The 25,680-nt window shown below is 59.9% G+C and carries 22 protein-coding genes; 20 read left to right on the top strand and 2 right to left on the bottom strand.

What is annotated here, in order from left to right; genetic code table 11:
- Positions 1-3: 3 nt before the first annotated feature.
- The 18 genes from SO058_RS10935 (at position 4) to SO058_RS10850 (ending at position 21,468) form a co-directional block, all read left to right on the top strand.
- Positions 4-1,050 carry a sulfate/molybdate ABC transporter ATP-binding protein gene (locus SO058_RS10935; RefSeq protein WP_320843030.1) on the top strand — a complete coding sequence of 349 codons (1,047 nt, stop codon included), beginning with the start codon at positions 4-6 and terminating at the stop codon, positions 1,048-1,050.
- Between the two features lie 159 nt (positions 1,051-1,209).
- The gene (locus SO058_RS10930) at positions 1,210-2,247 is read left to right on the top strand and encodes a zinc-dependent alcohol dehydrogenase (RefSeq protein WP_320843029.1); all 1,038 of its coding nucleotides are present in this window, start codon (positions 1,210-1,212) and stop codon (positions 2,245-2,247) included.
- A gap of 233 nt (positions 2,248-2,480) precedes the next feature.
- Positions 2,481-3,665: an ABC transporter substrate-binding protein gene (locus SO058_RS10925; protein ID WP_320843028.1), complete on the top strand. Its 1,185-nt coding sequence runs from the start codon at positions 2,481-2,483 to the stop codon at positions 3,663-3,665.
- 80 nt (positions 3,666-3,745) lie between these two features.
- Positions 3,746-4,612: a branched-chain amino acid ABC transporter permease gene (locus SO058_RS10920; RefSeq protein ID WP_320843027.1), complete on the top strand. Its 867-nt coding sequence runs from the start codon at positions 3,746-3,748 to the stop codon at positions 4,610-4,612.
- Between the two features lie 16 nt (positions 4,613-4,628).
- Positions 4,629-5,633: a branched-chain amino acid ABC transporter permease gene (locus tag SO058_RS10915; protein WP_320843026.1), complete on the top strand. Its 1,005-nt coding sequence runs from the start codon at positions 4,629-4,631 to the stop codon at positions 5,631-5,633.
- Between the two features lies 1 nt (position 5,634).
- Positions 5,635-6,432, top strand: a complete 798-nt coding sequence (locus SO058_RS10910; RefSeq protein ID WP_320843025.1) for an ABC transporter ATP-binding protein — start codon at positions 5,635-5,637, stop codon at positions 6,430-6,432.
- A complete protein-coding gene (locus SO058_RS10905) occupies positions 6,401-7,117 on the top strand; it encodes an ABC transporter ATP-binding protein (RefSeq protein ID WP_199855231.1) in 717 nt (238 codons plus the stop codon). Before SO058_RS10910 ends, SO058_RS10905 begins: the two co-directional genes overlap by 32 nt.
- A gap of 75 nt (positions 7,118-7,192) precedes the next feature.
- Positions 7,193-8,983: a cache domain-containing sensor histidine kinase gene (locus SO058_RS10900; protein ID WP_320843024.1), complete on the top strand. Its 1,791-nt coding sequence runs from the start codon at positions 7,193-7,195 to the stop codon at positions 8,981-8,983.
- Positions 8,958-10,559: a response regulator transcription factor gene (locus SO058_RS10895; RefSeq protein WP_320843023.1), complete on the top strand. Its 1,602-nt coding sequence runs from the start codon at positions 8,958-8,960 to the stop codon at positions 10,557-10,559. Before SO058_RS10900 ends, SO058_RS10895 begins: the two co-directional genes overlap by 26 nt.
- Before the next feature lie 105 nt (positions 10,560-10,664).
- Positions 10,665-11,396 carry a cyclase family protein gene (locus tag SO058_RS10890; protein WP_320843022.1) on the top strand — a complete coding sequence of 244 codons (732 nt, stop codon included), beginning with the start codon at positions 10,665-10,667 and terminating at the stop codon, positions 11,394-11,396.
- Positions 11,397-11,433: 37 nt separating this feature from the next.
- Positions 11,434-12,552, top strand: a complete 1,119-nt coding sequence (locus tag SO058_RS10885; protein ID WP_320843021.1) for a sugar ABC transporter substrate-binding protein — start codon at positions 11,434-11,436, stop codon at positions 12,550-12,552.
- A 91-nt stretch (positions 12,553-12,643) separates the two neighbouring features.
- Positions 12,644-14,131 carry a sugar ABC transporter ATP-binding protein gene (locus SO058_RS10880; protein ID WP_320843020.1) on the top strand — a complete coding sequence of 496 codons (1,488 nt, stop codon included), beginning with the start codon at positions 12,644-12,646 and terminating at the stop codon, positions 14,129-14,131.
- Entirely contained in the window at positions 14,128-15,120 is a 993-nt protein-coding gene (locus SO058_RS10875) for an ABC transporter permease (RefSeq protein WP_320843019.1), read from the top strand. The genes SO058_RS10880 and SO058_RS10875 overlap by 4 nt, the downstream gene beginning before the upstream one ends.
- A 113-nt stretch (positions 15,121-15,233) precedes the next feature.
- Positions 15,234-16,547 carry a transaldolase family protein gene (locus tag SO058_RS10870; protein ID WP_320843018.1) on the top strand — a complete coding sequence of 438 codons (1,314 nt, stop codon included), beginning with the start codon at positions 15,234-15,236 and terminating at the stop codon, positions 16,545-16,547.
- 135 nt (positions 16,548-16,682) lie between these two features.
- Entirely contained in the window at positions 16,683-18,443 is a 1,761-nt protein-coding gene (locus SO058_RS10865; RefSeq protein ID WP_320843017.1) for a sensor histidine kinase, read from the top strand.
- A gap of 3 nt (positions 18,444-18,446) precedes the next feature.
- Positions 18,447-20,051 (top strand): response regulator transcription factor, encoded by a 1,605-nt coding sequence (locus SO058_RS10860; RefSeq protein ID WP_320843016.1) that lies wholly within the window; start codon positions 18,447-18,449, stop codon positions 20,049-20,051.
- The gene (locus SO058_RS10855) at positions 20,048-21,109 is read left to right on the top strand and encodes an ABC transporter substrate-binding protein (protein WP_320843015.1); all 1,062 of its coding nucleotides are present in this window, start codon (positions 20,048-20,050) and stop codon (positions 21,107-21,109) included. Before SO058_RS10860 ends, SO058_RS10855 begins: the two co-directional genes overlap by 4 nt.
- Positions 21,110-21,231: 122 nt before the next feature.
- Positions 21,232-21,468, top strand: a complete 237-nt coding sequence (locus SO058_RS10850) for a hypothetical protein (RefSeq protein ID WP_320843065.1) — start codon at positions 21,232-21,234, stop codon at positions 21,466-21,468.
- A 419-nt stretch (positions 21,469-21,887) separates the two neighbouring features.
- Here the strand turns inward: SO058_RS10850 and SO058_RS10840 are convergent, their stop codons facing one another.
- Together SO058_RS10840 and SO058_RS10835 are read right to left on the bottom strand one after the other, a co-directional pair.
- Positions 21,888-23,162: an ATP-binding protein gene (locus SO058_RS10840; RefSeq protein ID WP_320843014.1), complete on the bottom strand. Its 1,275-nt coding sequence runs from the start codon at positions 23,160-23,162 to the stop codon at positions 21,888-21,890.
- 40 nt (positions 23,163-23,202) lie between these two features.
- The gene (locus tag SO058_RS10835) at positions 23,203-23,943 is read right to left on the bottom strand and encodes a LytR/AlgR family response regulator transcription factor (RefSeq protein ID WP_320843013.1); all 741 of its coding nucleotides are present in this window, start codon (positions 23,941-23,943) and stop codon (positions 23,203-23,205) included.
- A 220-nt stretch (positions 23,944-24,163) separates the two neighbouring features.
- Here SO058_RS10835 and SO058_RS10830 point away from each other — a divergent pair, with 220 nt between their 5' ends.
- Positions 24,164-24,391, top strand: a complete 228-nt coding sequence (locus SO058_RS10830) for a hypothetical protein (protein WP_320843012.1) — start codon at positions 24,164-24,166, stop codon at positions 24,389-24,391.
- 36 nt (positions 24,392-24,427) lie between these two features.
- A complete protein-coding gene (locus SO058_RS10825) occupies positions 24,428-25,618 on the top strand; it encodes a GGDEF domain-containing protein (protein ID WP_320843011.1) in 1,191 nt (396 codons plus the stop codon).
- The last annotated feature ends 62 nt before the right edge of the window (positions 25,619-25,680 follow it).

Raw genomic sequence — 25,680 nt, 5'->3', positions numbered from 1 at the left:
CACATGGGGCTTTTGGTAGATATTCAAAAGGATTTCGGCAGCTTTCAGCTCAACGTTTCCTTTGAAACGGAGAAACGCGAAACAGTCGGCTTGTTGGGCGCTTCGGGCTGCGGCAAGAGCATGACGCTGCGGTGCATTGCAGGCGTGGTAAGGCCCGATCGCGGCAGGATTGTGCTCGATGGGGAGACTCTGTTCGATTCGGAAAAAAAGATCGACCTGCCGCCGCAGAAACGGCGCGTCGGGCTGCTGTTCCAAAACTACGCGCTGTTCCCCAATATGACGGTCGAACAGAACATCCTCGCCGGCTTGCGGCGCAGCGGACTGGACCAACGGACGCAGCGGGAGCGGCTCGGGGAGACTATAGGGCTGTTGCAGCTGAACGGACTGGATTGCCGCCGCCCGCACCAGCTTTCTGGCGGGCAGCAGCAGCGCGTGGCGCTCGCGCGAATTTTAGTGTCCGACCCGCGCATTTTGCTGCTGGACGAACCCTTTTCCGCGCTCGACAGCTTCCTGCGCTGGCAGACCGAACGCGAGGTGCTGCGCGTGATCGAGCAGTTTGACGGGCCGGCGCTGTTGGTCTCGCACAGCCGCGATGAGATATACCGCCTGTGCGACCGCATCGCGGTCTACGACCACGGATGCATCGACGCGTTCGGAGAGAAGTGGGAGCTGTTCCGCAGCCCGAAAACACGTGCAGCCGCGCTGCTGACCGGCTGCAAAAACATTGCGCAGGCCTGCAAAACGGAGGATGGACGCTTGTCCGTCCCCGAATGGAACCTGACGCTGCGGGCAAAAGGGGAACTGCCGGATGCGCTGTCGGCGGTCGGCATCCGGGCACATTTCCTGCACCGGGGCGGAGGGGAAAACGCATTTCGTTGCCAAATCGAGCAGGTCATCGAAAGCCCGTTCGATGTGCTGGTGTTCGTGCGCCCGGAAGGCGCGGCGCAGCCGCTGTGCTGGATGCTGGACAAAGCCGCCTACGCCGCACTGCCCGCGCGGGAAACGCTGACGCTCTCCGTCGCCCCGGAAAATATTTTGCCCTTATGTTGAAAAAGCTGCGCGCCGGGAAACGGTTTTCCGTTTCCCGGCGCGTTTTCCGCTTCGTAAAAATGTGAAAGGTTTTGTTTGAATTGTGAAGCAAGTTGCAATTGCTGCGGTACGGCGCGCATGGTAAAGTGAAAACAGAAAATAAACGAGGAGGATTTCGTGATGGAACTGATGAAAGCGGTCGCCGTTCTGGCGGCGGGCGATGTGCGCGTGGTAGACAATGTGCCGAAGCCCGTGCCCGGCGATTATGAGGCGCTCATCCGCGTGCACGCCTGCGGCTTTTGCAGCGGCACGGATTCGCAGATCATCGGCGGCACGCTGGAAAACGGCTTTGGCGGCTATCCGACCGTACTGGGGCACGAGGGCGCGGGCGAGGTTGTCGCGGTCGGCAAAAAGGTGCGCCATATCAAGGTGGGCGAGCGGTTCATCCATCCAAACCTGCATCCGGATGTGGGCAACGGCTATTCCAAAACGCATGGCTCGATGGCGCAGTTCGGTCTGGTGTGCGACCGCGAGGCCATGCTCGAGGACGGCTTCGCGGAAGCCGATATCCCTTTCCCGAAACAGCATAAATTCCCGGACAGCATCAGCTTTGTCGACGCGGGCGTGCTCCTTTCGCTGGCCGAGTGCCACAGCGCGGCCAAGAATTTCGGCGCGGCGCCGGGTATGGATATCCTGATCTACGGCGCAGGGCCGATGGGCATTGCGCTCGCCATGTTCTGCAAGCTGCGCGGCGCGGACACGGTCGTGCAGATCGACAGCGTGCCCGATCGGCTCGAGCAGGCAAAGCGTGTGGCAAAGGTCGATCAAACCATCAACTTCGCCGCTGAAAACGTCGATGAGGTGCTCGCCGGGCGGAAGTTCGATCTGGTTATGGACGCGGTCGGCTTTACCAGCATTCTGTATGAGGGCAGCGGCCGGCTGAAACCGGGCGGCAAGGTGTGCTCGCTCGGCGTGCTGAGAACCAACGACCTGATGATCGACACCTCGCGGCTGCAATGCAACACCTCGCTCCATATGCTAAACTTCCCTTACGGCGAATACGCCATTATGGATGAAACGATCGCGCTGATCGAAAGCGGCAAGGTCGATCCAAAGGATTTTTATTCGCATGTGGTCTCCTATAACGATTTGGACGAAGTCCTCCGGCTGGTGCGGGAGAAAATAGCGCTCAAGGTCATTCTGACCTTTGACGACTGATTCTGAAAACCTCTCTTCTCTTCTCTTATATAGGGTTCAGCCGCCGGACGTTCTGTTCCGGCGGCTGAATTCATTTGGACAAAAAGGCGGACGATGTAAAAACGGTATTTTTATGATTTTATAGAAAAGCGAAAGGTAATTATAAGATATTTGATTCAGAGATTTTCTGCGCCGCGGTATGATACAGACAATAAAAGCGAGGCCCTAAACGAAAAGAGAAAAGGAGAATCATTATGAAACGAAAACTCAGCTGGTTCCTGTGCGGTACGATGCTGGCAAGCCTGCTCGCAGGCTGCGGAGGCGGTGACGGCTCCGGAAACGCGCCCGCCGGAGAGCCCGGCGCGTCCTCCTCGGACGGCGAGGCGATCAAGATCGGCTATTTCGGCCCGCTGACCGGCGGCACCGCGCAGGCCGGACAAGCGGCGCTCAACGGCGTGCAGATCGCGGTGGATGAGCTCAACGCGGGCGGCGGCGTGCTCGGCCGCCAGCTCGAGATCGTATCCTATGACGATAAATCCTCGCCGGAGGAGGCAGTCAAGGCGGCGACCAAGCTGGTGCAGGTGGATAAGGTAAACGCGATCTTCGGCTCCTTACATAGCGCGAACGTGCAGGCTGCGGGCCCGGTAATCGAGGAAGCGCAGACGATCTGCGTCGCGGGCGGCACCTCGCCGGCCTGGCTCGAGCAGGGCTATACCTATTTGTTCCGCTCAATCTCCAACTCGACCGTATCGGCAAAGCAGCTCGCCAAATATGCGGCCGACCAGGGCTACAAAAAGATTGCGCTGTTCACCAGCAACGACGAATACGGCACCTCGGGATCGGACGGCTTCAAGGCCGAATGCGAGCCGTATGACATCGAGTTTGTCGCGAGCGAGACCATGACCAACGGCGACCGCGACTTTACCGGACAGTTTGCCAAGATCAACGCGGCAGCCCCGGACGCGGTATTCATCTGGTGCCTGGGCGATGACCTCGGCGCGGTCACCAAGCAGCTCCGCCAGTCCGGGTTTGACGGCCCGATCCTCGGCTCGGAGAGCTACACGCTGCCCGAGATCCTTGAAAACGCGGGCGCGGCGACCAACGGCGTGCGTTTCGCGGCGCAGTATCTGGTTTATGAGAATCCGGAAGACGCAGAGGACGACAACATGAAGAAGTTCCTCGAAGCTTATATGGAAGAGTTCGGCTCGGCTCCTGCGTCTGACAACGCGTTCCGCGCATATGACGGTGTCATGATGATCGCGGAAGCCATGGAGGCCTCGGGCGCTGACCACGGCCCCGAGCTGCGGCAGGCATATAACGATATTGACGGCTATGTAGGCCTCGCGGGTACGTTCTCCTACAAGGGCAAGAACGGCGAGGGCATCGAGTCCATGCGTATCTTCCAGATCCAGGACGGCAAGTACATCGAAGCCGAATAAATCCGAAACTACCATGCGGTACAAACAGCCGGCCCGCCAATCCGGACCGGCTGTTTCAAACAAAACAAAGGAGAAGTGCTATGTTTTTGCAGTTACTCGTTGGCGGCATCGCCGTTGGCTGCATCTACGCGCTGATCGGCCTGGGATACAGCCTGATTTACAGCGCGTCCGGCCTGATGAGCTTCGTGCAGGGCGAGATCTTCATGCTCGGCGCCTATGTCGCTTTCACGATCTACGTCGGCCTCGGCATCCCGTTTCTGCTGGCCGTGCTGATCGCCATCGGCTTTATGTTCACTTTCGGGATGCTGCTCGAACGCAGCATGATCAGCCCGCTTTTGCGGCGCGGTAGCCAGCAGATCCACATCGTTTTAGCCACGATCGGCCTGTCCATCTTCCTCAAGAATTTTGCCATGATCCTGTGGGGCTCGGATGTGAAAAATTTCCCCTCCTCGTTTGGGGAAAACCCGATCAAGATGGGGCCGGTATCCATTTCGCCGCAGCAGATCGCCATTGTTGTGGTGACGCTCGCGTGCATGGTGCTGCTGCACCTGTTCATGAGCCGCACCAAGCTGGGCACCAGCCTGCGCGCCGCCGCGCAGGACCCGATGGCAGCGGGCGTTGTCGGCATCAACGTGCCTCTGACTGTCGGCATGGCGTGGGCGCTCGCGGCTGCGCTCTCAGCGGTGGCGGGCATCCTGCTTGCCCCGATCTACGGCGTATATCCCAAGATGGGCGCCATCCTGTCCACCAAGGGGTTTGCCGCGGCAGTGCTCGGCGGCTATGGCAACATGTACGGCGCGATCATCGGCGGCCTAATTTTTGGCGTGGTCGAAACAATGGCCGCGGGCTATCTTTCATCCTCGTTTAAGGATATCATCTCGTTCGGCGTGCTGATCGTCGTCCTCTTTGTGATGCCGCACGGCATTCTCAAAGTAAAAGCGGATTAAGGGGGAGGGGAATCGAATGAATCAGATTATGAAGACCCTGTCCAAGACCAAGGTGCAGCGGCTGATTGCGCTCGTGCTGGTCGCGGTGACCGTGCTGTATCCCATCCTGTTCCGCGAATCGACCTATATCCACCTCATCATCTGCACGCTGGGCATTTACATGATCGTAAACACCGGGTTCGACATCCTGTTCGGCTATTCCGGACAGATCTCGCTCGGGCAGGCGGGCTTTTACGCCATCGGCGCGTATTTCAGCGCTATTTTGAGCAAGGCGGGCGTGCCCGTGGTGCTCGCCATGCTGTTTGCGGCAACCATTGCGGCCATTGTCGGCTATGTGCTTGCCATTCCCTGCTCCAAACTGGTGCACCATTTTCTTGCGATCGTCACGATTGGCTTCGGCGAAATCGTCCGCCTGCTCGCGCTCAACGGCCCGACAAAGCTGACGGGCGGTGCGAACGGTATCGGCGGTATTCCGCCGGTGAGCCTGTTCGGCTTCCAGCTGACAAGCAAGGCGGCGTACCTATATTTTGTGCTTGCACTCGTGCTGCTTTTTCTGGTCATCAAGCACCGCATTGTCGATTCGCGCGTCGGACGCGCGATGCAGGCGATCAAGTGCAATCCGGACGCGAGCGAGGCGTTCGGCATGAAGCTTTCGCGCTATAAATCCATGGCGTTCACTATCGCGGCGTTTTATGCGGGCGTCGGCGGCGCGCTGTACGCGCATCTGGTGCGCTTCATCAGCCCGGAGTCGTTCTCGGCTGACCAGTCAAGCATGTTCCTTGTGATGATTTTGGTTGGCGGCATGGGCACATTCTGCGGCCCGCTGATCGGCTCGCTGCTCATCATCGTCGTGACCGAATTTTTGCAGCAGTTTGGAACCTATCAAATGCTGATTTACGGCGCGCTTATCATCTTCGTGCTGTTCTTTATGCCGAACGGCATCGCGGGCACGCTGCGGAACAAATACTACCATCTGCTCAACAAGCTGCCGGGCCGTGCCGGAAAACAGGAGGCGAAATGACATGGAATTACTCAAAGTTCAAAATGTGACCATGCAGTTCGGCGGCCTGAAAGCGATCAATGAGCTGGATATGAGCGTGGAAAAGGGCGAGATCCACGGGCTGCTCGGCCCAAACGGTTCTGGAAAGACCACCTGCTTCAACGTTATTTCAGGCGTCTACCAGCCGACTGCCGGCAACGTTTATCTCGAGGGGCAGAAGATCAACGGCAACGAAAAATATGAGATCAACCAGCTCGGCATCGCGCGCACCTTTCAGCACATCAGCCTGTTTTCCACAATGAACGTGCTGGAAAACGTCATTGTCGGCCAGCATTGCCGCACCAAGTCCGGCATCGCCTCGGCCATCCTGCGGACCAAGGCCGAGCGCGCTGAGGAACAGGCGATGGTTGAGCGTGCCTATGAGCTTCTGGACTTTGTCGGCCTGACAAACCGCGCGGGCGAGCTTGCCTGCAACCTGCCCTACGGAGAGCAGCGCCTGCTCGAGATCGTGCGCGGGCTTGCGAGCCGCCCCAAGCTGATGATGCTGGACGAAGCGTCGGCGGGCATGAACTCGGTGGAAAAGGACAATCTCATCCGCATTATCCGCGCGATCAGCGGGCAGGGCATCACGATCCTGATGATCGAGCACGACATGAAGCTCGCCATGAGCCTGTCCGACCAGATCACCGTGCTCGACCACGGCTCCAAGATCGCCGAGGGCCTGCCGGCGGATATTCAGAAAAACGAACAGGTCATCGAGGCCTATCTGGGCAAGGGAGGTGTCGAACGTGCAAAGCACGCTGATCGTCAAGGATCTTGAGCATAAATACGGCGCGATCCAGTCGCTGAAAGGCGTGAGCCTGGAGGTGCATGAAAACGAGGTCGTCGCGCTGATCGGCGCGAACGGCGCGGGCAAAACGACGCTCCTGCGCTGCATCTCGGGCATATTGAAGCCCTGCGGCGGCAGCATTACCTTTGAGGATGAGAGCATCTACGGCTTTCCCTCTCACAAGGTCGCCAAACGGGGCATTGCACAGGTGCTGGAATCCCGCCATGTGTTCCCCAAGCTTACTGTGATGGAGAATATCCAGATGGGCGCGTTCCTGCGCAAAGACAAGCAGAATATCCCGGGCGAGATAGAGGGGCTGTTTGAGATATTCCCGCGCCTCAAGGAGCGCGTCTGGCAGACGGCGGGCACGCTGTCCGGCGGCGAACAGCAGATGCTGGTCATGGTGCGGGCGATGATCTCAAACCCCAAGCTGCTTATTTTGGATGAGCCGTCGCTCGGCCTCGCGCCGATCTTTATCGACGAGATCTTCAACATCATCCCGCGTTTGCAGCAGATGGGCTCGACCATCCTGCTCGTTGAGCAGAACGCGAGCATGGCGCTTGCGGTGGCCGACCGCGGCTATGTGATGGAGACCGGAAAAATTACGCTGACGGGCACGGGCGAGGCTTTGCTCGGCAACGATAAGGTGCGGAAAATGTACCTGGGCGAAGAATAATAAAGCAAGAAAAGACTACAGACCGAACCGCGTTCTTGCGGTCCGGTCTTGTGTCGTTTTAGATGGGAGGCCTACATGGGACGACTTCGGTGCTTTTTCCGGCACTCGCTGGGGCGAAGGCTGCTGCTCTATTTCACGCTGCTTATGATGATCCCGCTGGCGGCCGCCGGCTGGGTGATCTACCATGTGTCCGACACACGCATGAGCAGCGGCGCGCTGCGTTTGTCCACGCAGATCATGAACAATGTCTCGCTCGACCTGGACCAGATGATCGCGGACGCGGACGATCTTTCCTCAATGATCGCGGCGGATTCCGCGGTGCGGGAGTGCCTGATGCGCCAGCCGTCGAACGAAGAGGAGCGGGAGCAGCTTCAAACAGCGCTTGGCATGCAGCTCAAGCGGCTCGGCGCGTACTACGATATGACGAGCGGCGCCTATCTGGTGCTGGATAACGGCGTGACCGCCAAATCGCGCTACTATTCGGTGCGTGAAACCTCGGGCATGTCGGAGGAGCTGTACCAGCTGGCGCGAAACCACGCGGCGACCCAGTGGGTCAACTGCCCGGACGGCTCGATGATTGTGGACAACATGGGAGACGGCGTTTTGAGCGCGGTCTCCTCCATCAGCCATCCGCAGACCGGGCAGCCGTGCGGCGTTATCGTGGTCGAGATTAAGCTCGCGGCCATCAAGCGCATGATGCGGGTCGATCTGGGCGAAAACAGCAATGTGTTCCTGCTCGGGCGGGACGGCGGCGTGCTCTCCGCGCTCACGGAAGACAGCGAGCAGCAGTCGCTTGTGACAGAACTCGTGCAGGGGGAAGTGATCGGCAGCAAGCTTGAGGTACGCGATAAAAAGGACTTTTTTGTGCTGTGTAGCCGCCTGCCCGCGAGCGGGTGGACGGTGGCGGGGCTGGTCTACAAGGACTTTCTGCGCGAGGACAGCCGGCACATCCTGCAAACCGTTTTGTGGATCGGCCTGTTCGCGTTTCTCATCAATATCGCGGTGTCGCGCTGGCTGCGCGCCTATGAACTGCGGCCGATCAAGGCGATGATGCAGTATGTGAAAAAGGTGGAGACCGGGGATTTCTCCGCCGGGCTGGATATTGTGCGGGAGGATGAGGTCGGCGCGCTCGCGGTCAGCATGAAAAATATGACCGGACACATCCAAAACCTGCTCGTGACCGTGCAGCAGGAGCAGGAGCGGCTGCGATGGGCCGAATATAAGGCGCTGCAGGCGCAAATTAACCCGCATTTCCTCTATAATACGCTCGATTCCCTGAACTGGCTGATCTGGGCGGGGGAAAACGACCGGGCAAGCGAGATGGTCGCCGCGCTGACCAGCTTTTTCCGCATCGGCCTGAGCCGCGGGGACGATCTGATCCCGGTTGAAAACGAGGTGCAGCATGTGCAGAGCTATCTGACCATCCAGAAAATCCGGTACAGCAAGATCTTTGACTATTCGGTATATCTGGACGGCGGCGTGCGCGGCTGCATGGTGCCTAAGCTGCTGCTTCAGCCGATCGTGGAAAACGCGCTGTACCACGGCATTAAGCCGGCCGCGCGCAAATGCAGGCTGTTCGTAAACGTCCTTTCGGAGGGCGGCGATCTGGTGATGGAGGTGCGGGACGACGGCGTGGGCATGTCCGAGAGCAAGCTTCAGGCGCTTGGCAAAGCGCTGGCGCATTGCGGGGACATCCGCGCGGAGAGCTACGGCATGTGCAATGTGAACGACCGCATCCACATTCTGGCGGGCGGGGAATACGGCATTTCGGTGGTCAGCGAGCCGGGGTTCGGCACCTCGGTCCGGCTGCGGCTGCCAAAAACATTGGGAGGGATGAGCGATGTACCGAGTTCTGCTGGCAGATGATGAAGAGATTATCCGGGAGGGCGTGCGGCGCGCGGTGCCGTGGGACACGCTCGGGCTTACGCTGGCCGCGGTGGCGGAGGACGGCGTGCAAGCGCTCGCGCTGGCGAAGAAAGAGCAGCCGGACATCGTCATCACCGATATCCGTATGCCGCGCATGGACGGGCTGGACCTCATCCGCGCCCTGCGCGAGCAGAACCCGGACTGCAAGCTGCTGATCCTGACCGGGCACGGCGAGTTTACTTATGCGCGCACGGCTTTGCAGCTCGGCGTCAGCGATTATCTGCTCAAGCCGGTCGAGCTGCCGCCGCTGTGCGGCGTGCTTACCCGCCTGCGGCAGGAGCTGGATACGGAGCGCAGCCGGCAGGATGAGATCGACCAATTACAGCAGCAGGTGCAGGAAGAACGGGTCTTGCAGCAGCAGCGCCTGCTGGGGCGCTTCCTCGCGGGGCGCGCGAGCGTGGGCGAGCTGGCGGAAAACCTGCCCTCCCGCTGGCGGGGCGCGCCGTTCTGCGCGGGCGTGCTCGTGCAGATGGACGATTTTGACCGCCTGACCGGCGACATGGACGAGGAGACGATTTTCGCGTTCACACAGGAGCTGGAAACCGCGCTGATTGCGCAGAGCAACGAGGATATGCGCATCGTGGAAAACGACAACGGGCGTTATTTTGTCCTGTTCGTCAGCGAGCTGGAGGAAGAGCTGCGCTTCCATATCCGCTCCTATGTCCGCCGCCTGCGTGCGGCGGGCGTGCAGGCCGCCTATACGACGATCGCCTCCTCGATCCTGCGGGGCGGCGTTGCGCTGTGCCGGCAGGCGTATGAGGAAACGCGCCGCTGTATGGACCGGGTGTTCCTGCTCGGCACCGGGCAGGACATTCAAGCGGGAGAGGCGCTGGGGCAGGCGTTCGCCTCGCCGCTGCCCGAGGGGATCGATATGCGGAACATCATCCAGACGCTGTCCGGCTTCCACAAGGAGGAGATCCATCACGCGCTGACCGGGATCGCGGAAAACATCCGCAAAACCTCGCACAATTCCTATCTGTATACCAGCATGCTGGTCAGCTTTGTATATGGCGAAACCATCAGGCTTTTGGGTGAGATGCGCTGCCCGGTGCAGAGCATTTTGCCCGAACCCATGGCCGCATACCGGCGGCTGATGGCCTGCCAGTCGCTCGACAGCATGATGCGGGAGCTGATGCGCGTGCTCGATCTGGTGTGCGATTTTCTGGAGGAAAACGCGGGAGGCAATCAGGACGCGGTCGAGCGGGCCAAGGTCTATATCGGGGAGCACTATGGAAATTCCAAGCTTTCGCTCGATCTGGTGGCCGCAGCGGTCGGCATTTCGCCGACCTATTTGAGCGCGCTGTTCAAGCAGAACGCAAACCAGTCGTTCGTCGGCTACCTGACCGAAACCCGCCTGACCCACGCCCAGCGCCTGCTCCGCTCGGGGGACTACCGCTCCTACGAGGTGGCCTATATGTGCGGCTATGACAACTCCACCTATTTCAGTACCATTTTTAAACGCTACGTGGGCGTTTCCCCCTCCGAATACCGCAAACAGGAAAACGGGCAATCGTAGAAATCTTAAATGGCGCGATAGAAAATTTAATTTGCATCCTCCTGCGCGGTTGGTACAATGGAGACACTTCAAGAGAAGCGTATTACCCGCAAAGGAGGATTTTTTATGGAGGAACGCTTGGGGCAGCTCACCCGGCTGCTCGCGGAGGCGCGGTTTATCGACCTGTCCCCGACGATCGAGCACAATATGCCCAAGTGGCCGACGCATCCGCCGGTGATCGTCGACCCAACGGTCACGCACGAGCACGACCATTATTATTGCCAGACCCTGGTGCTTGGCGAGCACTCGGGCGCGCACGTCGATGTGCCGGCGCACATCATTTCTTCCATGATGGACCGCACGGTCGACACGTATCCGGTGAACATGCTGTTCGCGCCGGCTATTGTTTACGACCTCCGGACGCTGGACGCGAAGCCCGGCCAGCGCATCACGGCGGCGCAGATTTTGCAGATCGAGGAACAGATGGGAGACCGCGCGGCAGAGGGCGATATCGTCCTTTTGAACTTTGGCTGGCAGCAGTATTGGAAACTCGACAAAGAGTGGAAATACTATGCGACGAACGAACCCGGGTTTGATGAAGACGCGGTAAAACTCTTTGCCGACCGCAAGGTGAGAGCAGTGGGTTCGGACACCATCGCCTGCGACACGCCGGTGCAGGACGGCTACGAGATGAAGTCCTTTGGGCACCAGAACTACTGGCTGCCGAACGAGATCTTCATTATGGAGATGCTGCATAACCTCGATCAGCTGCCGACGCGGTGCTATTTCGCCGCGCTGCCGCTCAAGATCAAAAACGGTTCCGGCTCCCCGATCCGCCCGACGGCGATCATCGTATGAGAAAAACGCAGAAATGGAAAGAGTGGAGGATAGCATTATGAAAAACAGCATGAAACGGTTCTTTGCCGCATTGACGGCGGGCGCTTTGATGACCGCGATGCTCGCGGGCTGCGGCGACAGCGGACAGCAGCAGCCACAGGGCGGCGACGCCCAACAGCCGGACGCGGGTGCGTCCACAGACATGGACCTCGGCGCGATCTATAAAAGCATCCCGACCGACCAGACCTACATCGATATCAACGCGCTGCCCCAGCCCAAGGCGAATAAGGAATACACCATCGGCCTTGCGATGCTGAATGTGAACACCGGCTTCTTTAAATCACTGGCCGACACCTGCAAGGCGGAGGTCGAAGCCATGGGCGGCAAGGCGCTGCTGGCCGACTGCGAGAGCGACGCGACCAAGCAGGTCTCCCAGATTGAAAACTTTATTGCGCAGGGCGTGGACGCGATCATCGTTAACCCGGCCGACCCGCAAGAAGCCGTCAACATCGCGCTGAACAAGGCGTTCGACGCGGGCATCCCGGTCATCTCGGTCGACCTGCCGCCTGATGAGGGCGCGCAGTACCTGTCCGCCTGCATCACCGACGCGTACCAGCTCGGCTATCTGGTTGGCGAGGAGCTGGCCAAGCAGATGCTCGCGAACAATGAGGGCGAAGTAGAGTTCGGCATCATCGGCGGCACCGAGGGCAACTATATTGCCTCCAACCGCAACAAGGGCGCGCGCGACGCGATCGCCGCGGTCGACACCGAGGGTCGCCTCAAGGAAGTATCCTTCCTATATGCGGGCGATTATTCCGAACAGTCCGGCATGGAGACCGCGGAAAACATGCTGGTCGCAAACCCGAACCTGAAATGCATTATCGGCACCTGTGACGCGCATGTTGTCGGCGCTTACGCCGCCGCCAAGCGGCAGGGCCGTGATGACAGCGTCATCATGGGCGCGGTTGACGGCTCCAAGGCCGCGGTCGAGATCATGCAGGCCGGCGGCTCGATCAAGGCGCTCGGCGTCAACAGCCCGATCGTAGTCGGCGAGGTCGCTGCGCGCACCATCGTCAACCTGCTCAACGACCCCTCGCAGGTACCTGCTTCCAAACTGATGGCTATGCAGCCCGAGCTGCTCACCCCGGAAAACTGTGAAGGATTTGAAGGTTTCTGATCCCGTGAAACACCTGTTTTGGAGCACCTTGCCGGGTTTCCCGGCAGGGTGCTCCCGGCATCCGGGGAGAAAACAGAAAGGATAAACGCCTATGAAGCCGATATTGGAACTGAAAAACATTGACAAACGGTTTGGCGCGGTGCACGCGCTCAAAGAGGTGTCGCTGTCCATCCGCGAGGGTGAAATGATCGCGCTGGCCGGTGAAAACGGCGCGGGCAAATCCACGCTGATGAAAATACTGACCGGCGCTTACGCGAAGGACAGCGGCGAGGTCTGGTTCGAGGGCCGGAAGGAGGACTACCGCGACACGATCACGGCCAAAAGGCTGGGCATCGCGCAGGTGTACCAGCAGGCTGAGCTGGTGCCCGATCTGACCGTGGCCGAAAACATTTATCTGGGTGAGAAGCTCATGAACGGCGTAGTCAAATGGGGACAGCTTTTCGCCCGCACGGAGGCGCTGCTCTCCGAATACGGCATCCCGATCGACGCGCGCGCCAAGGTGGGGACGCTCAACGTCGCCAACCGGCAGTTGGTCGCGGTTGCCAAGGTGCTGCAGCGCGAGCCCAAGCTGCTCATTCTGGACGAGCCGACCGCCGTGCTGAGCGACCAGGAGGTCACCATCCTGTTCCACCTGATCGAGGTACTGAAGAAAAAGGGCACCACGATGATTTATATTTCGCACCGGCTGGAGGAGCTGTTCCGTTTGTGCGACCGCATCGCGGTCATGCGTGACGGCGCGATGATCACCGTTCTGGACAACGTGCATCTGACCAAGGCCGACCTGATCGTACATATGCTGGGGCGGCGGGTGGACGCGATGTTCCCCGAAAAGACGCTTGAGCGCTCCGACGAGGTTGTGCTCGAAGCCAAGGGCGTGACGACCGACAAGGTCTCCGATATCTCCTTCCAGCTGCACAAGGGCGAGATCTTGGGCGTGGCCGGGCTGGTTGGCAGCGGCCGCACTGAGATGGTGCGCGCGCTGTATGGGCTCGATAAGCTGAAAAGCGGTGTGATCGAGGTCGGCGGCAAGCCGGTCAAAATGCGCTCGCCGGTCGACGCGGTCCGGCACGGCATGTTTCTTGCGCCTGAGGACCGCAAGGGCGAAGCGCTTGTGCTCATCCGTTCAATCCGCGAAAACGTGACACTGTCAAATTTCGGCCGCATGGCGAGGGGCGGCATTATCCGCGGGCAGCAGGAGCGGGACTATATCGAGACGCTCCGCGAAGAGCTGCGCATCAAGGCGGACACGATCGAAAGCCCGGTGAATACGCTGTCGGGCGGCAACCAGCAAAAGGTGGTGGTTGCCAAGGCGATCGCCGCGCATCCGGAAATTTTGATATTTGATGAGCCGACGCAGGGCATCGATGTGGGCGCAAAATCCGAGATCTATGCGCTGCTCGAAAACCTGCGTAAGGCGGGCATGTCCATTCTGGTCATTTCGTCCGAAATTGAAGAGGTGCAGGGCATTTGCAGCCGCCTGCTCGTCATGCGCGGCGGCCGCATCGTCGGCGAGGTCAAGGACCATTTGGAGGACAGCGAGCATATCCTCAGTCTGATGTATAGGAGTGAAACGGCATGAGTGAAAAAACAGTGCAGGCGGCGCCAAAGAAGAATACGGCTTTTCAGGGCGTCAAGAGATATTTTAAGGAACAGGCCATCCCGCTCGTCGTTTTGCTGCTGATGATCGTGATCGCGTCCTGCATTTCGCCGGTGTTCCTGTCCAAACCGAACGCGTCCAACCTAGTGGTGCAGGTCGCGCTCAACATGGTCGTCGCCATGGGTATGTTCGTCGTCATCCTGACAGGCGGCATCGATCTGGGCGTTGGCTCGGTCGTCGCGGTGTCAGGCGTGCTGGTGGCGGGCTTCATGCAGAATCTGCCGGTTGGCATCGCCATTTTGGCGACCATGCTGATCTGCACGCTGATCGGCTGCTTTAACGGCCTGATCGTGGCGCGTCTGCGCATCGCGCCCTTTATCGTCACACTCGGCATGATGAGCTTCGCGCGCGGCGTGGCCTACTGGTACACGCAGGCCGTGCCGATCTCGTGGAAAGCGACGCCGGGCGCGGACTTCATGTTCTGGTTGGGCTCGGGAACGCTCGGCCCGGTGCCGGTCATCTGCCTTGTCTGGCTGCTGATGATCGCCGTAACGTTTCTGCTGATGCGCTTTACCGTGGTCGGCCGCATCCTATATTCGCTCGGCGGCAATGAAGAGGCGGTAAAGCTCAGCGGCATCAACGTCGCCAAATGGAAGGTGTTCCCTTACGCGTTCTCGGCGTTCTGCTGCGCGCTCGGCGGCATCCTGCTGACCGCCCGCCTCGGCGTGGGCGCGCCGAACAGCGGCGAGGGGCTCGACATGGATGCGATCGCCTCGGTGGTCATCGGCGGCGTGAGCTTTTCGGGCGGCTCGGGCAATGTGTCCGGCGTGGTCATCGGCGTGTTCATTTTGGGCATTATCAACAACATCCTCGACCTGATGAACGTGCCCAACTACCCGCAGCTCATGCTTAAAGGCGCGATCATCGTCGTGGCGGTCATCCTGTCGACCATCCGCGATCAGAAACGTTAAAATGTGAAACGGATTCGTGAAAAAGTGAAAACAATTTGAATTGAGACAGCGCGGGACATCCGGTATCATCAAAGTATAGAAACACGGAGAAACCGGCAAAAGGAGAGAACAGTATGATTTCTGTGAAAGACATGAAAGTGACATTGGACGCGCTGCACGCAGCGGGCAAGCTGCAGATGCAAAGCGGACTCGGCGAGGACGCGTGGAAGCGCATCCGCCAGCTCGAGGTGCCGGCGGGGGACGTTTCGCTGCTGACCGGGAGCGTGTCCGCGCTCGGCGTGACGGATGAGTTTTCCAAGGTTATCGACACGTTCAAGGTGCCGGAGGGCGTACTGCCCGCGGGTTTCCGGCCGGAGTTCCGCTACGGCGCGGACGGCTCGGCGCAGGTCGATCTCACGCGCGATATTTCTTATGGCGAAAACGGCGTGAAACGCCCGACGCGGGTGCTGTATTCGGCGGACAGCGCGAACCCCTACGAGGTTGCGCCCATCAAGGACTTTATCGCCAACCTGACCTGCAACCCCGCAATCATTTACGACAGCTTCATCAATAACCCCAAGGCCAATGTGGGAAATAAGTTTAAGGATCGATACGAGGTCATGGAGGAGCTTTGTAAGATCCTCGGGCCGGGCGTGGATATCAGCGTCGAGGTTGATAACCCGTTTGCCTCCGAAAGCGAGATCCTCGAGGAGATCGCCCGCTTTGAGGAGATTTTGACGCCGTACCGCCTGGTTGTCAAAGTGCCGCACACCGGGCCGCTCGCCAAGGAGGACGCGCCCGCGCTGGTCGGCGGCAGCTTCCAGAAGGGCTTTGAGGACGGCACGGTAGAAACCAATTTCTATGGGCACAATCTGGCGTACCATCTGTGGCAGAAAGGCTATCGCACCAACTTCACCCTGATGTTCGAGCCGCACCAGATCGCGCTCGCTTTGCAGGCCAAGCCCTATTTCATCAATACCTTTATCAAGCAGCGCTTCAACGTCACCTACGCCCTGCGCGGCTTGATGGCCGATTACGAAGCCACGGGCGATATCGCGCTTGCAGAAAAGATGCGTGAGCTGATGACAGCCGAGGATATGCTGTCGCCCGCCGAGGCGGCGGGGCCGCTTGGCAAGGTGGTGGACAAGGCACGCTGGACGCTCACCTACCGCAACGCGCTGAACGAAGAGGGCGCGGACGGCCTGGATGCCACCCGCCACGCGCTGCGCGTGCTGCGAAATTCCAACCTGCCGACGAGCCGCCTGATCATCTGCTCAATGGGCGGCGAGCTGATCTATCCCCACATCGACAAAATGCTGATGGAACCCGAGTTTGAGGATATGATCCACCGCGTGGTCGTCACCGCGCCGCCCAGCTACCTTTCGCGTTTCGCGAGCGCCTCGGGCGTGCTGACCTATCAGCGCATGTTCCTCAAGGCGGTCAAATAAATTTTTTTCTCTTCTCTCTACGGAGCGGAAGCCCTGCCGACGTGCCAGTCTGCAGGGCTTCCGCTTATTGACATTGACGGAAGATCACACATCATGCGATAATAAAACCCAAACAGGATGCGGGCAGGTGGAAGTATGAAGGAAAAGATCAAGGGTATGTTTTTGCATTCGCTGGGCAACCGTCTGTTTTTATACTTCACGCTGCTGATGGCCGTGCCGCTGACTCTGGTAGGTTTTTCCGTTTACGCGATCTCAGTGGCGCATATCAGCGATATGGCGCTGCAATCGAGCACGCAGATCGTCGAAAAAGTGTCCGGCGATATGGACAGCCTACTGACCGATATGGTCTATATCTCGCGCCTGGTGGATAACGACAAGTTTATCGAGCAGGCAACGCAGCAAAACGCCGCTTTTTCCTCCGAACAGGCGGTGCAGACGATCGAGGACCGCCTTCGCGCGATCAATGAGTTCCGCACCGACATCGAGGCGATTTATGTGCGCACGGACAGCGGCGTGCGGGCAAAATCACGCTATTATCCCCTGCGGAACGAGCCGCTATTGTCGGATGAGGACTACGAGCGCATCAAAAACCGCACGTATGACGAGTGGTTCGTCTCGGAGCACGGTTCGCTCGTGCTCGACAACCGGGATGGAGGCGTGCTGGCAGTCGCCGCGGCGCTCAATGACGCCGCGACCGGGCGGCCGAACGGCGCGGTGCTGGTCGAAGTGCGGCAGGACACGCTGCGCTCGATGCTCGACGTCAACATCGGGCGCGAGGGCAGCGTGCTGCTCCTCAACGCGCAGAACGAGCTGATGAGCGCGGTGGTCGATGGGGAAAGCGAGGCCGTGCGCTCGACGCTTGAAGTATCCGGCCGCACGGCGATCGGCACCGACCTGCGCGTGGTGGACAACAAGCGGGACATCCTGCTGTTCCAGCGCATGCCGGGCAGCAACTGGGTGATCGCGGGCGTGGTGCCCAAAAGCTTTCTGCGGCAGAACGGCAAGCTGATCCTGATGAGCATTTTGCTCATTGCGGGGTTTGCGCTGCTGTGCAACATCGCGGTTTCGGGGCGGCTTCGCGATTATGAGCTGCGCCCCATCCGCGAGATGATCGCCTATGTCCGCTCGGTGCGGGACGGCCGCTTCGGCGAGCCGCTCGAAGCCGTGCGGGATGACGAGATCGGCGAGCTATCCAAAAACATGCAGAGCATGTCCGAGCGCATCGGCAGCCTGATGGAAGCGGTCAAGGAGGAGCAGGAACAGCTCCGCATGGCGGAATTTAAGGCGATGCAGGCGCAGATCAACCCGCATTTCCTATATAACACGCTCGACTCGATCGCATGGCTGTCGCGCGACGGCAAAAACCAGTCTGTCGTTGAAATGGTGCAGGCGCTGACCACCTTTTTCCGCACCGGTCTCAGCCGTGGGCGCGATATCATCACGGTCGCCGAGGAGGCGCGGCACGTGCGCAGCTACCTGACCATCCAGAAGATGCGCTATGCCCAGCAGTTCGATTATATGCTGTATGTCGATCCGGCGGTCGAGTCGTGCGCGGTGCCCAAGCTGATTTTGCAGCCGCTGGTCGAAAACGCGCTGTACCACGGCATTAAAACCTGCCAGCACAAATGCATGCTGTTCGTCAACGTGCTGGGCGTGGAGGACGGCGTGCTGTTTGAAATTCTGGACAACGGCGTGGGCATGCCGCCGGACAAGCTCCGCGCGCTGCAAAACGCGCTCGAGCGGACGGGCGGCAAGCGCGCTGAGAGCTTCGGCATGCTCAACGTTTACGACCGCATCCGGGCGCTGACGCGCGGCAGGTTCAGCTTCCGTATACAAAGCGAAGAGGGGATCGGCACGTCGATCACCATCCGCATCAACCGTTTTTTGGAGGAATGACCGATGTATCAGGTAGTGGTAGCAGACGATGAACAGATCATCCGTGTGGGACTGTGCAAGGCTATCCCGTGGGATACGCTTGGCCTTTCGCTCGCCGGACAGGCGGCAAACGGCGCCGAGGCGTGGACGCTCATCGAGCGGTGCCGTCCCGAAATCGTGCTCACCGATATCCGCATGCCGTATCTGGACGGCATCGAGCTGATCCGCAGGATACGCGGCAGCGGGCTGCAAACGCGCGTCGTCATCCTGTCGGGCTACAGCGAGTTTGAATACGCGCAGACCGCAGTCAAGCTCGGCGTATCCGATTATGTGATGAAGCCGGTCGACGTTCCCGCGATGTGCCGCACGCTGCGCGGCATTAAGGACGAGCTGGACGCCCAGTTTCACCGGGAAAACGAGGTCGAGGAGCTGCGCCGCCGCATCCAGGAGGATAGCCAGCTCGCGCTGCACGGCAAGATCCTGCGCTATGTGCGCCGCCGCATCAGCAGCCGGCGGTTTTTGGAGGAACTGCCGCAGACGCTTGCGGAAAGCGCGTTCTGCCTGTGCGGGCTGTTGCAGCTCGACCGGTTCGACCATCTCACCGGCGGCATGCCGGAAGAAGAAATATTCCGGTTGACGCAGGAACTGGAGGCGGTCATGCTCGAGCAGGCCGACGAAAGCGGGATGCAGGTCATTGAGGAGAGCAACGGGCGGTACCTGCTGCTGTTTTACGGCAAAGCGGAGGCGGACGTCGCCTTTGCCGCGCGCTCCTATATCCGCAGGCTGCGCATGTCGATCACCGGGCATGATTATACGACCGCGGTTTCCGCCGTGTTCCCGTCCATCGACCGCTGTCCCGAAGCTTATGACATGGCAATGCAGACATTGGAGCGCGCGTTTCTCGTAGGAGTCAATCAGGATGTCGAGCCTGAGGCCGACAAACAGGAGGCGGCGGGGCTGCCCGATACGTTCGACGTGGGCCGCGTGGTGCGCACGATAGCGACCTTTGACAAAGAGGCTATCCGCCGGGAATTTGACGCCATCGAGCAGGATATCCGGAAAACGCGGCACAACTCGTTTTTATATACCCGCATGATGGTCAGCTTTGTCTACGGCGAGATCATGAAGCTGCTGGCCGATATCCACTGCCCGCTTCAGGAGATCATGGAGGATTCGACCGGCGCGTACAAGCGCATTCTCGCGTGCCAGACACTCAGCGGCATGATGAACCAGCTTTACGAGTTCATCGCGGAGATCTGCGATTTTCTGGACGACAGCCACGACGCGAGCAAGACGGTGGTCGAGCGCGCCAAGCTGTACATCGAGGGGCATTTCTCCGAGTCCGGCTTGACGCTCGACGAGGTTGCCGGCGCGGTCGGCATGTCGCCCAACTATTTCAGCGCGCTTTTTAAGCAAAACGAGGGGCAGTCCTTTATCAGCTACCTGACCGGGGTGCGGCTCGATCACGCGAAACGGCTGCTCGGCGCGGGAGACCACCGCTCCTATGAGGTCAGCTACCAATGCGGCTATGAAAATCCGACCTATTTCAGCACGATCTTTAAGCGGCATATCGGCATGTCCCCATCTGAGTACCGCGCGGCGCACAGCGGCGGCGCGGAAAACCCGTGACGGCCGGGCGCGCGGGCCGTCTGCGCGCCGCTGCCTGCCTGCTGGCGGCGACTATACTGATCCTGCTTGCGGCGAAAACCTGCGCCGGGCCGGTGCAGCGGGTTGCGGTCGTGGTCGCGCCGGGCGGCGATCCGCTGCGCGCGGCGGCGTTTGCAAACGGAGCGGAACTCATGCTGTCGCAGGCGGACGGGCTGGAGATGCGCCTGTTTGAAACAGACGGTTCGCTGCCCTCTCTGCGGAAGACTGCCGCCCGGCTCGCGCAGGAGCAGTATTGCGGCGTGCTGACCAACGTCGGTCAGGCGGCGCTGCTTGCGGACGGGCGGGAAATACCGGTGCTGACCACGGGCACGCCCGCGCAGGCTATTCGGACAACGGCCGGGCGGGACGACGAGGTGGCGGCGCTGCTGTCCTATGCCGGGGAGACGGGCATGGAGTCGCTCGCGATCCTGCTGCCAGATGGTACGGCAGCCTGGGGCGAACTGCTGGGATGGCTGTGCACGCATCTGGAAAGCAACTTGTACGCCTATACCGATCAGGACGGCGGCATCACGGCGGCGCTTGACAGCATCGTCGCCCAGCAGGCGGACGGCGTGCTGGTCTGGGGCGATACGGCCGAAGTGCCGCGCATGATCTCCGGCCTGCGGCACGCGGGCTACACGGGCGCGATTCTGGGGCCGTCCTTTCTGGCGGGCTATGAATCGCTCGGCATCAACGCGGGTCAGGCCACCGGCCTGCGCTTTGCCGCGCAGTATACCGACCCGCGCCACAATGCGGAGGTGCTCACGCGGCGGCAGCAGCAGTTTATCCGGGAATACACCGCCTATTTTGGGGAAGAACCGCTGTTTGCAGAAAGCTACTACGGCGCCGATCAGGCGCTGATTCTGGAGCAGATGCTCCGTGCGCAGCGGGAGGGCGACCCGCCGCTGGGCACGCTTCTGCGCTGCGGCCGAATCGATGGGATTGTGCAGCCGTACGATTACAGCAGGAACCCAAGCACCGGCATTACCGGGATGGTGGTCTACCAGATCCAGTCCGGACACATCGAGGAAGCCCGGTAAACGGCAAAAAGGCAGGCGCCCTTTAGATAGCTACTGATAAAGACCAAGACCAAAAACCACAAATTTATTGGTAGTCACCGCAAAACCGCGTTCGCGGGCGGGACCGTGCTGATGGTGGCCCTGTGCGTGGTCATTCTGTGGTGGCTTCCGTGGTGTCGCCGCCGTTCGGTATCTTCTTTTCCGATGAGGAAAAGGCGGAGGGGGCCGTCGCCCCCTCCACCGTCATCACGTCCTCCGCCGAGACTATCCACCACCCCGGCGATGGGGAGGATGCCCCCGGCTGGGCAGAGCGTATCCTGCATATCACCATTACGCCCAAGACAGCGGAGGATATGGCCGCCGAATACGGCTTTTCTTAACGGGAGGAATGGTGCGCCTGCTTTGTCTCCTGGTGCGCCAATGAGTGCGTCTACACCATTGAGGGAAACCACGGCGATCAGGTGCGCCAGAACAGCTATCCCGTGGGCTACCACGAGATTTACGGCTACGGCCTGTCCGCCTACCCAAGCGGCTCAAAATAAATCCCGTCGTGAGACACATTTTCAATCGCCCCGCGCTTGACTTTTCAGGCGCGGGGCGATCTATTTCTCCCGCCACCTCTGGGAGCATGAGCCGGACGCTTACGACAAGACCCGGCTGGTAGATCGCCTGATGGAAACAAACGAAGCCATCCCACCGCTGACCAGCGTCCTCTATCTGACGAAAAAGCACAAGCGCCTGCACGAGCTGACCCATCCCTTAAGTCCGATTAGGGCTGTACACCCGACCGACGTTTTCACTACTGAATCAGTATCCTCAGCCGGAACAGGCCGTCTCCGGCCTGACAGTCGCACACGGCCCCGTTTTCGCGGGCGAAGGCGGCAATACTCCGCGTCCCGATCCCGTGGCCCGGTCGGTCCGATACGGGCAGGCCGTCCGGCCCGAATACCACGTTTCCTTCGCAGGTGTTGGCAACTTCCAGAACAAAGTGGGGCGAACTAAAGCACGTCAGCTCAATGCGCCGCTCCCGGCCCTCGGGAATTTTCCCGCAGGCTGTGATGGCGTTTTCAATGGCGTTGGCAAACACCGTGGACAGGGCGATGGTGTCCACCGGCAGCGTTTCGGGAATATCCAGATTGGCGTTCACCTTGATCCCCGCCCGCTCCGCCTTTTCGATGTAGAATGAAAGAATGATGTTCAGCGTGGCGTTTTCGCAGTAGTGGGCCAGCTTCGTCCCCGCCGCAACCTCGTCGAACTTGCCCAAGAAGTGCAATGCTTCCTCGGTCTCCCCGTTTTGGAGCAGGGCGGCGATATTGGAGAAGTAGTGCCGCATATCATGGCGCAGCGTCCCCAGCTTCTTTTCCGAGCTTTTGAGTAATTCCGCTTGATTCTGGAACGCCAGCACCTGGCTTTTCAGGGTGTCGTTTTCGCCCATCGTTTTCAGCAGATGATAGGTGTTGTGAAATACCCAGTAAATGACGTAGTACACCACGCAGAGGATTCCATAGAGGAACACGACTCCCACCAGATTATCCGTGCGCGTGTGTGGGTACAGCCCCAAAAACATGACCAGCCCGAAAAAGAGGAACGGCAGAACGGCCATGACCCGCCACCCCCGCTTCATGTTGGCCGCGATAAATTGATAAGCGTCCCGCAGATACCGGGCGAACAGAAAGAGAATGACGGCAAAAATCCCTAGCCGGATCAAGGCGTCCGCCCAAATCGGTTCATCCTTTGCGCCCAGGGCGAAATGGGAGAGGATGGAGGTGAGGTAAAAAACGTTCACCGCTGTGAAGGAGTTAAAGAAAATCTGCGAGGGCCTGTCCGTCGTGGCGAACAGCAGAAATAACAGGCTGGGGGTCAGCAGGATCAAAAAGTACACCTGGCGCATACGTTCCAGCCCCACCGTGAAAAACAGTGCGGAGCAGGCTGCCGTGCTGAAGAGCACGATCCCGGCAAACACCATCCACACAGTTTTCTGCCTGCATTTGAACCCCGACATGACGAACAGCAGCCCCACCGGGCAGACGCAAGCGACCAATGTGCGCAGCAGGACTTGCAGCGTTTCGCTCATGTGTTCCGTCTCCTTTCCATTGCAGCAGTATTTTTTTGCATCACCCGCGCCCATGCTTCAGCAGGAAATCCACATAGACCCCCTGCGCCTGCGCGTAGCTGCCCCGGGAGAGGGGGACCGTGCGGCCGTCCCGCATGAGAAAGCCCTCTGCCGAGATTTTGACGGTGTAGAGCAGATTGACGAGAAAGGACGCCGCCGCCCGGTAAAACCGCCCGTCCGAGAGCAGGGGCGCGAGGACGGTATCAAAGTTCTCCCGCAGCATGACGCTCTCCACCACCCGCCCGTCCGCCATGTGGTAGGAGTAGACCCGCTTCATCGCTTCCACGTACATGAGCGTGCTGGGCGGCACCGCCGCCACGCCGTCCCTCGTCCGCACGGGCAGGGCCTGGGCCGCTTCCCGCTTCATCCGGCGCACCGCTTCCGCCAGCACCGGCTCCAGCTCCCCCGCCGACACGGGCTTCAAGAGATAATCCAGCGCCTTGACCCGGTAGGAGCTGGCGGCAAAGTCTTTCGAGCTGGTGAGATAGACGAGGACGGCGTTCGGGTCCGTCTCCCGGATAAACCGACCCAGCCCAATCCCGTCCATCACCGGCATGATACAGTCCAGCAGGTAGAGGTCGAAGCGCCCTCGGTCCTTGATACACTCCATCAGGTCGTAGGACGATTGAAAGTGCCGGATATGGGCGTCCACCTCGGGGTGGCGGGCGAAGTAGGCCGCCGTCAGCTTGCGGGTGTGTTCCAATTCGGCTACCTCATCGTCGCAGATGGCGATTTGCAGCATGGCGTTCCCTCCTTTTCGGGTCTGTCAACGGCGGAAATCTGCAAAAAACGTGATGGGAGACGCAAATTCCGTCATAGGTCTACCAAATGGCAATTCAAATTCCTATAATGTAGTTGAGCGATACGTTAATTTGCTTTTGTCAATATTATAGAGAAAAGGTCGCCGCAAGTCAAACCGGGCAGCATGAAACCCCAGAGGAAAAGGAGGAGTGAGGAATGTCATGCTTGAGACTATGACAACGATACGGGGCAAGCCCCCCGAACTGGACGCCCCGCCCGTGGGGCAGAATATTTTGCCCGAGCAGGTCTGCCCCCGCTGGCAGCCCCGCACCACGGTGATGATGGCCGCGTTCCGGGAGTGCTGGAATTGCCGGTACGCCGACTTTCATCTGGACCGGAAAAAAGCGCTGGAAGTGGGCGTATGCGAGTACCCCAGCGTTAAGATTTGACGCGGCGGGAGAACTGGAGGAAAGGAGGCGCCGCCTATGTTTCACCGTTTGATTTACATTCAAGTGAACCTGTTCGCGATGATCCTGCTGTGCGTCATGCTGCGGGGTCTGCGGCGGCGGCAGGGGAACCGCTTCCTGACGGACCAGCGGATATTCAAGTGGCTGCTGCTCTCGAACCTTGTCACCCTGCTGCTGGACAGCGCCACCTGCCTGCTGGACGGGCAGGTTTTCCCCGGCGCGCCCGCGTTGGGCATGGCCGCCACCGTCGGTTACTACGCCATGAACCCGGTGATGGGCCTTGTCTATCTCGTCTACTGCGAAACGAAGCTGGGCGTGGAGCGGGAGTGCCTATATAGGCGGCTTCCCCTATATTGTCTCCCCTTCGCGGCGCACCTGATACTCGTCATTGCGAGCGTCTTCCGCCCGGTGCTCTTTTCCCTCTCGGCGGACAACAGCTACACGCGGGGGCCGCTGTTTCCTCTGTCCATGGTGCTCTCCTACCTGCCGGTGTTCTACTCGGTTTTCGAGGTGCTCTTTTCCATGCGGCAGGCGAAGAAGGGCGGCGGCGCGGACAGCCGTTTCTACCGCTCGCTGCTGCTGTTCCCCGTGCCGCCGCTGATCGGCGGGGCGCTCCAGATGGCCACCCCGGAGGTGAGCGTGGTGTGGGCCAGCACAGTGATCTCCATGCTCATTATCTTCATCAACCTGCAAAACGCGGAGATCACCACCGACGCGCTGACCGGCCTTTTTAACCGCTGGCAGCTCATGCCATATCTGGAGGGGAAGACCCGGCGGCGGGACGGCGGGCAGGGGCTCTACGTGGTGCTGATGGATGTCAACGGCTTCAAGCAGATCAACGACAGCTTCGGCCATCAGGTGGGCGACCACGCCCTGCGCCAGACGGCGGAGCTGCTTCGCCGGATCTGTGGGCGCGAGGACTTTCTGGCTCGATACGGCGGGGACGAGTTCATCCTAGTGGCGGAGCGGGAAATCCCCTCCGACGTGCCCGCGCTCATTGAACATATCCGAAGGGAGATGTCGCTTTTTTCCGGGCGCGGCACAGCCCCATACAACCTGTCCATCAGCGCGGGCTGCGCCCGGTGGGAGAACGGCTACCCCACGCTCGACGCCTTCATCGCCGACGCCGACGCCCGGATGTATGAGGACAAACGCCGGTGGAAACAAAGCGCCGGCAGGGAAATTCAAGAGGGGGTGACCCCCTCTTGACGGCAAATGTCCCATTTGCCGTCAAATCTTCTTTCTGCCAACGAAACCATCTATTAAGAAGG

Origin of the sequence: Agathobaculum sp. (assembly GCF_034098985.1) — a bacterium.
In the GTDB taxonomy this organism is placed as follows: domain Bacteria; phylum Bacillota; class Clostridia; order Oscillospirales; family Butyricicoccaceae; genus Agathobaculum.
Note: the sequence above shows the minus strand (reverse complement) of the source record. Positions and strands in the feature narration are given on the sequence as shown.

Bases quoted from the DNA above. Each gene is read 5' to 3' on its own strand.
- SO058_RS10870 (WP_320843018.1), top strand. From the start codon at position 15,234: ATGATTTCTGTGAAAGACATGAAAGTGACATTGGACGCGCTGCACGCA.
- SO058_RS10930 (WP_320843029.1), top strand. From the start codon at position 1,210: ATGGAACTGATGAAAGCGGTCGCCGTTCTGGCGGCGGGCGATGTGCGC.
- SO058_RS10875 (WP_320843019.1), top strand. From the start codon at position 14,128: ATGAGTGAAAAAACAGTGCAGGCGGCGCCAAAGAAGAATACGGCTTTT.
- SO058_RS10880 (WP_320843020.1), top strand. From the start codon at position 12,644: ATGAAGCCGATATTGGAACTGAAAAACATTGACAAACGGTTTGGCGCG.
- SO058_RS10900 (WP_320843024.1), top strand. From the start codon at position 7,193: ATGGGACGACTTCGGTGCTTTTTCCGGCACTCGCTGGGGCGAAGGCTG.
- SO058_RS10840 (WP_320843014.1), bottom strand. From the start codon at position 23,162: ATGAGCGAAACGCTGCAAGTCCTGCTGCGCACATTGGTCGCTTGCGTC.
- SO058_RS10890 (WP_320843022.1), top strand. From the start codon at position 10,665: ATGGAGGAACGCTTGGGGCAGCTCACCCGGCTGCTCGCGGAGGCGCGG.
- SO058_RS10860 (WP_320843016.1), top strand. From the start codon at position 18,447: ATGTATCAGGTAGTGGTAGCAGACGATGAACAGATCATCCGTGTGGGA.
- SO058_RS10835 (WP_320843013.1), bottom strand. From the start codon at position 23,943: ATGCTGCAAATCGCCATCTGCGACGATGAGGTAGCCGAATTGGAACAC.
- SO058_RS10935 (WP_320843030.1), top strand. From the start codon at position 4: ATGGGGCTTTTGGTAGATATTCAAAAGGATTTCGGCAGCTTTCAGCTC.
- SO058_RS10830 (WP_320843012.1), top strand. From the start codon at position 24,164: ATGCTTGAGACTATGACAACGATACGGGGCAAGCCCCCCGAACTGGAC.
- SO058_RS10910 (WP_320843025.1), top strand. From the start codon at position 5,635: ATGGAATTACTCAAAGTTCAAAATGTGACCATGCAGTTCGGCGGCCTG.
- SO058_RS10895 (WP_320843023.1), top strand. From the start codon at position 8,958: ATGTACCGAGTTCTGCTGGCAGATGATGAAGAGATTATCCGGGAGGGC.
- SO058_RS10915 (WP_320843026.1), top strand. From the start codon at position 4,629: ATGAATCAGATTATGAAGACCCTGTCCAAGACCAAGGTGCAGCGGCTG.
- SO058_RS10885 (WP_320843021.1), top strand. From the start codon at position 11,434: ATGAAAAACAGCATGAAACGGTTCTTTGCCGCATTGACGGCGGGCGCT.
- SO058_RS10920 (WP_320843027.1), top strand. From the start codon at position 3,746: ATGTTTTTGCAGTTACTCGTTGGCGGCATCGCCGTTGGCTGCATCTAC.
- SO058_RS10925 (WP_320843028.1), top strand. From the start codon at position 2,481: ATGAAACGAAAACTCAGCTGGTTCCTGTGCGGTACGATGCTGGCAAGC.
- SO058_RS10825 (WP_320843011.1), top strand. From the start codon at position 24,428: ATGTTTCACCGTTTGATTTACATTCAAGTGAACCTGTTCGCGATGATC.
- SO058_RS10865 (WP_320843017.1), top strand. From the start codon at position 16,683: ATGAAGGAAAAGATCAAGGGTATGTTTTTGCATTCGCTGGGCAACCGT.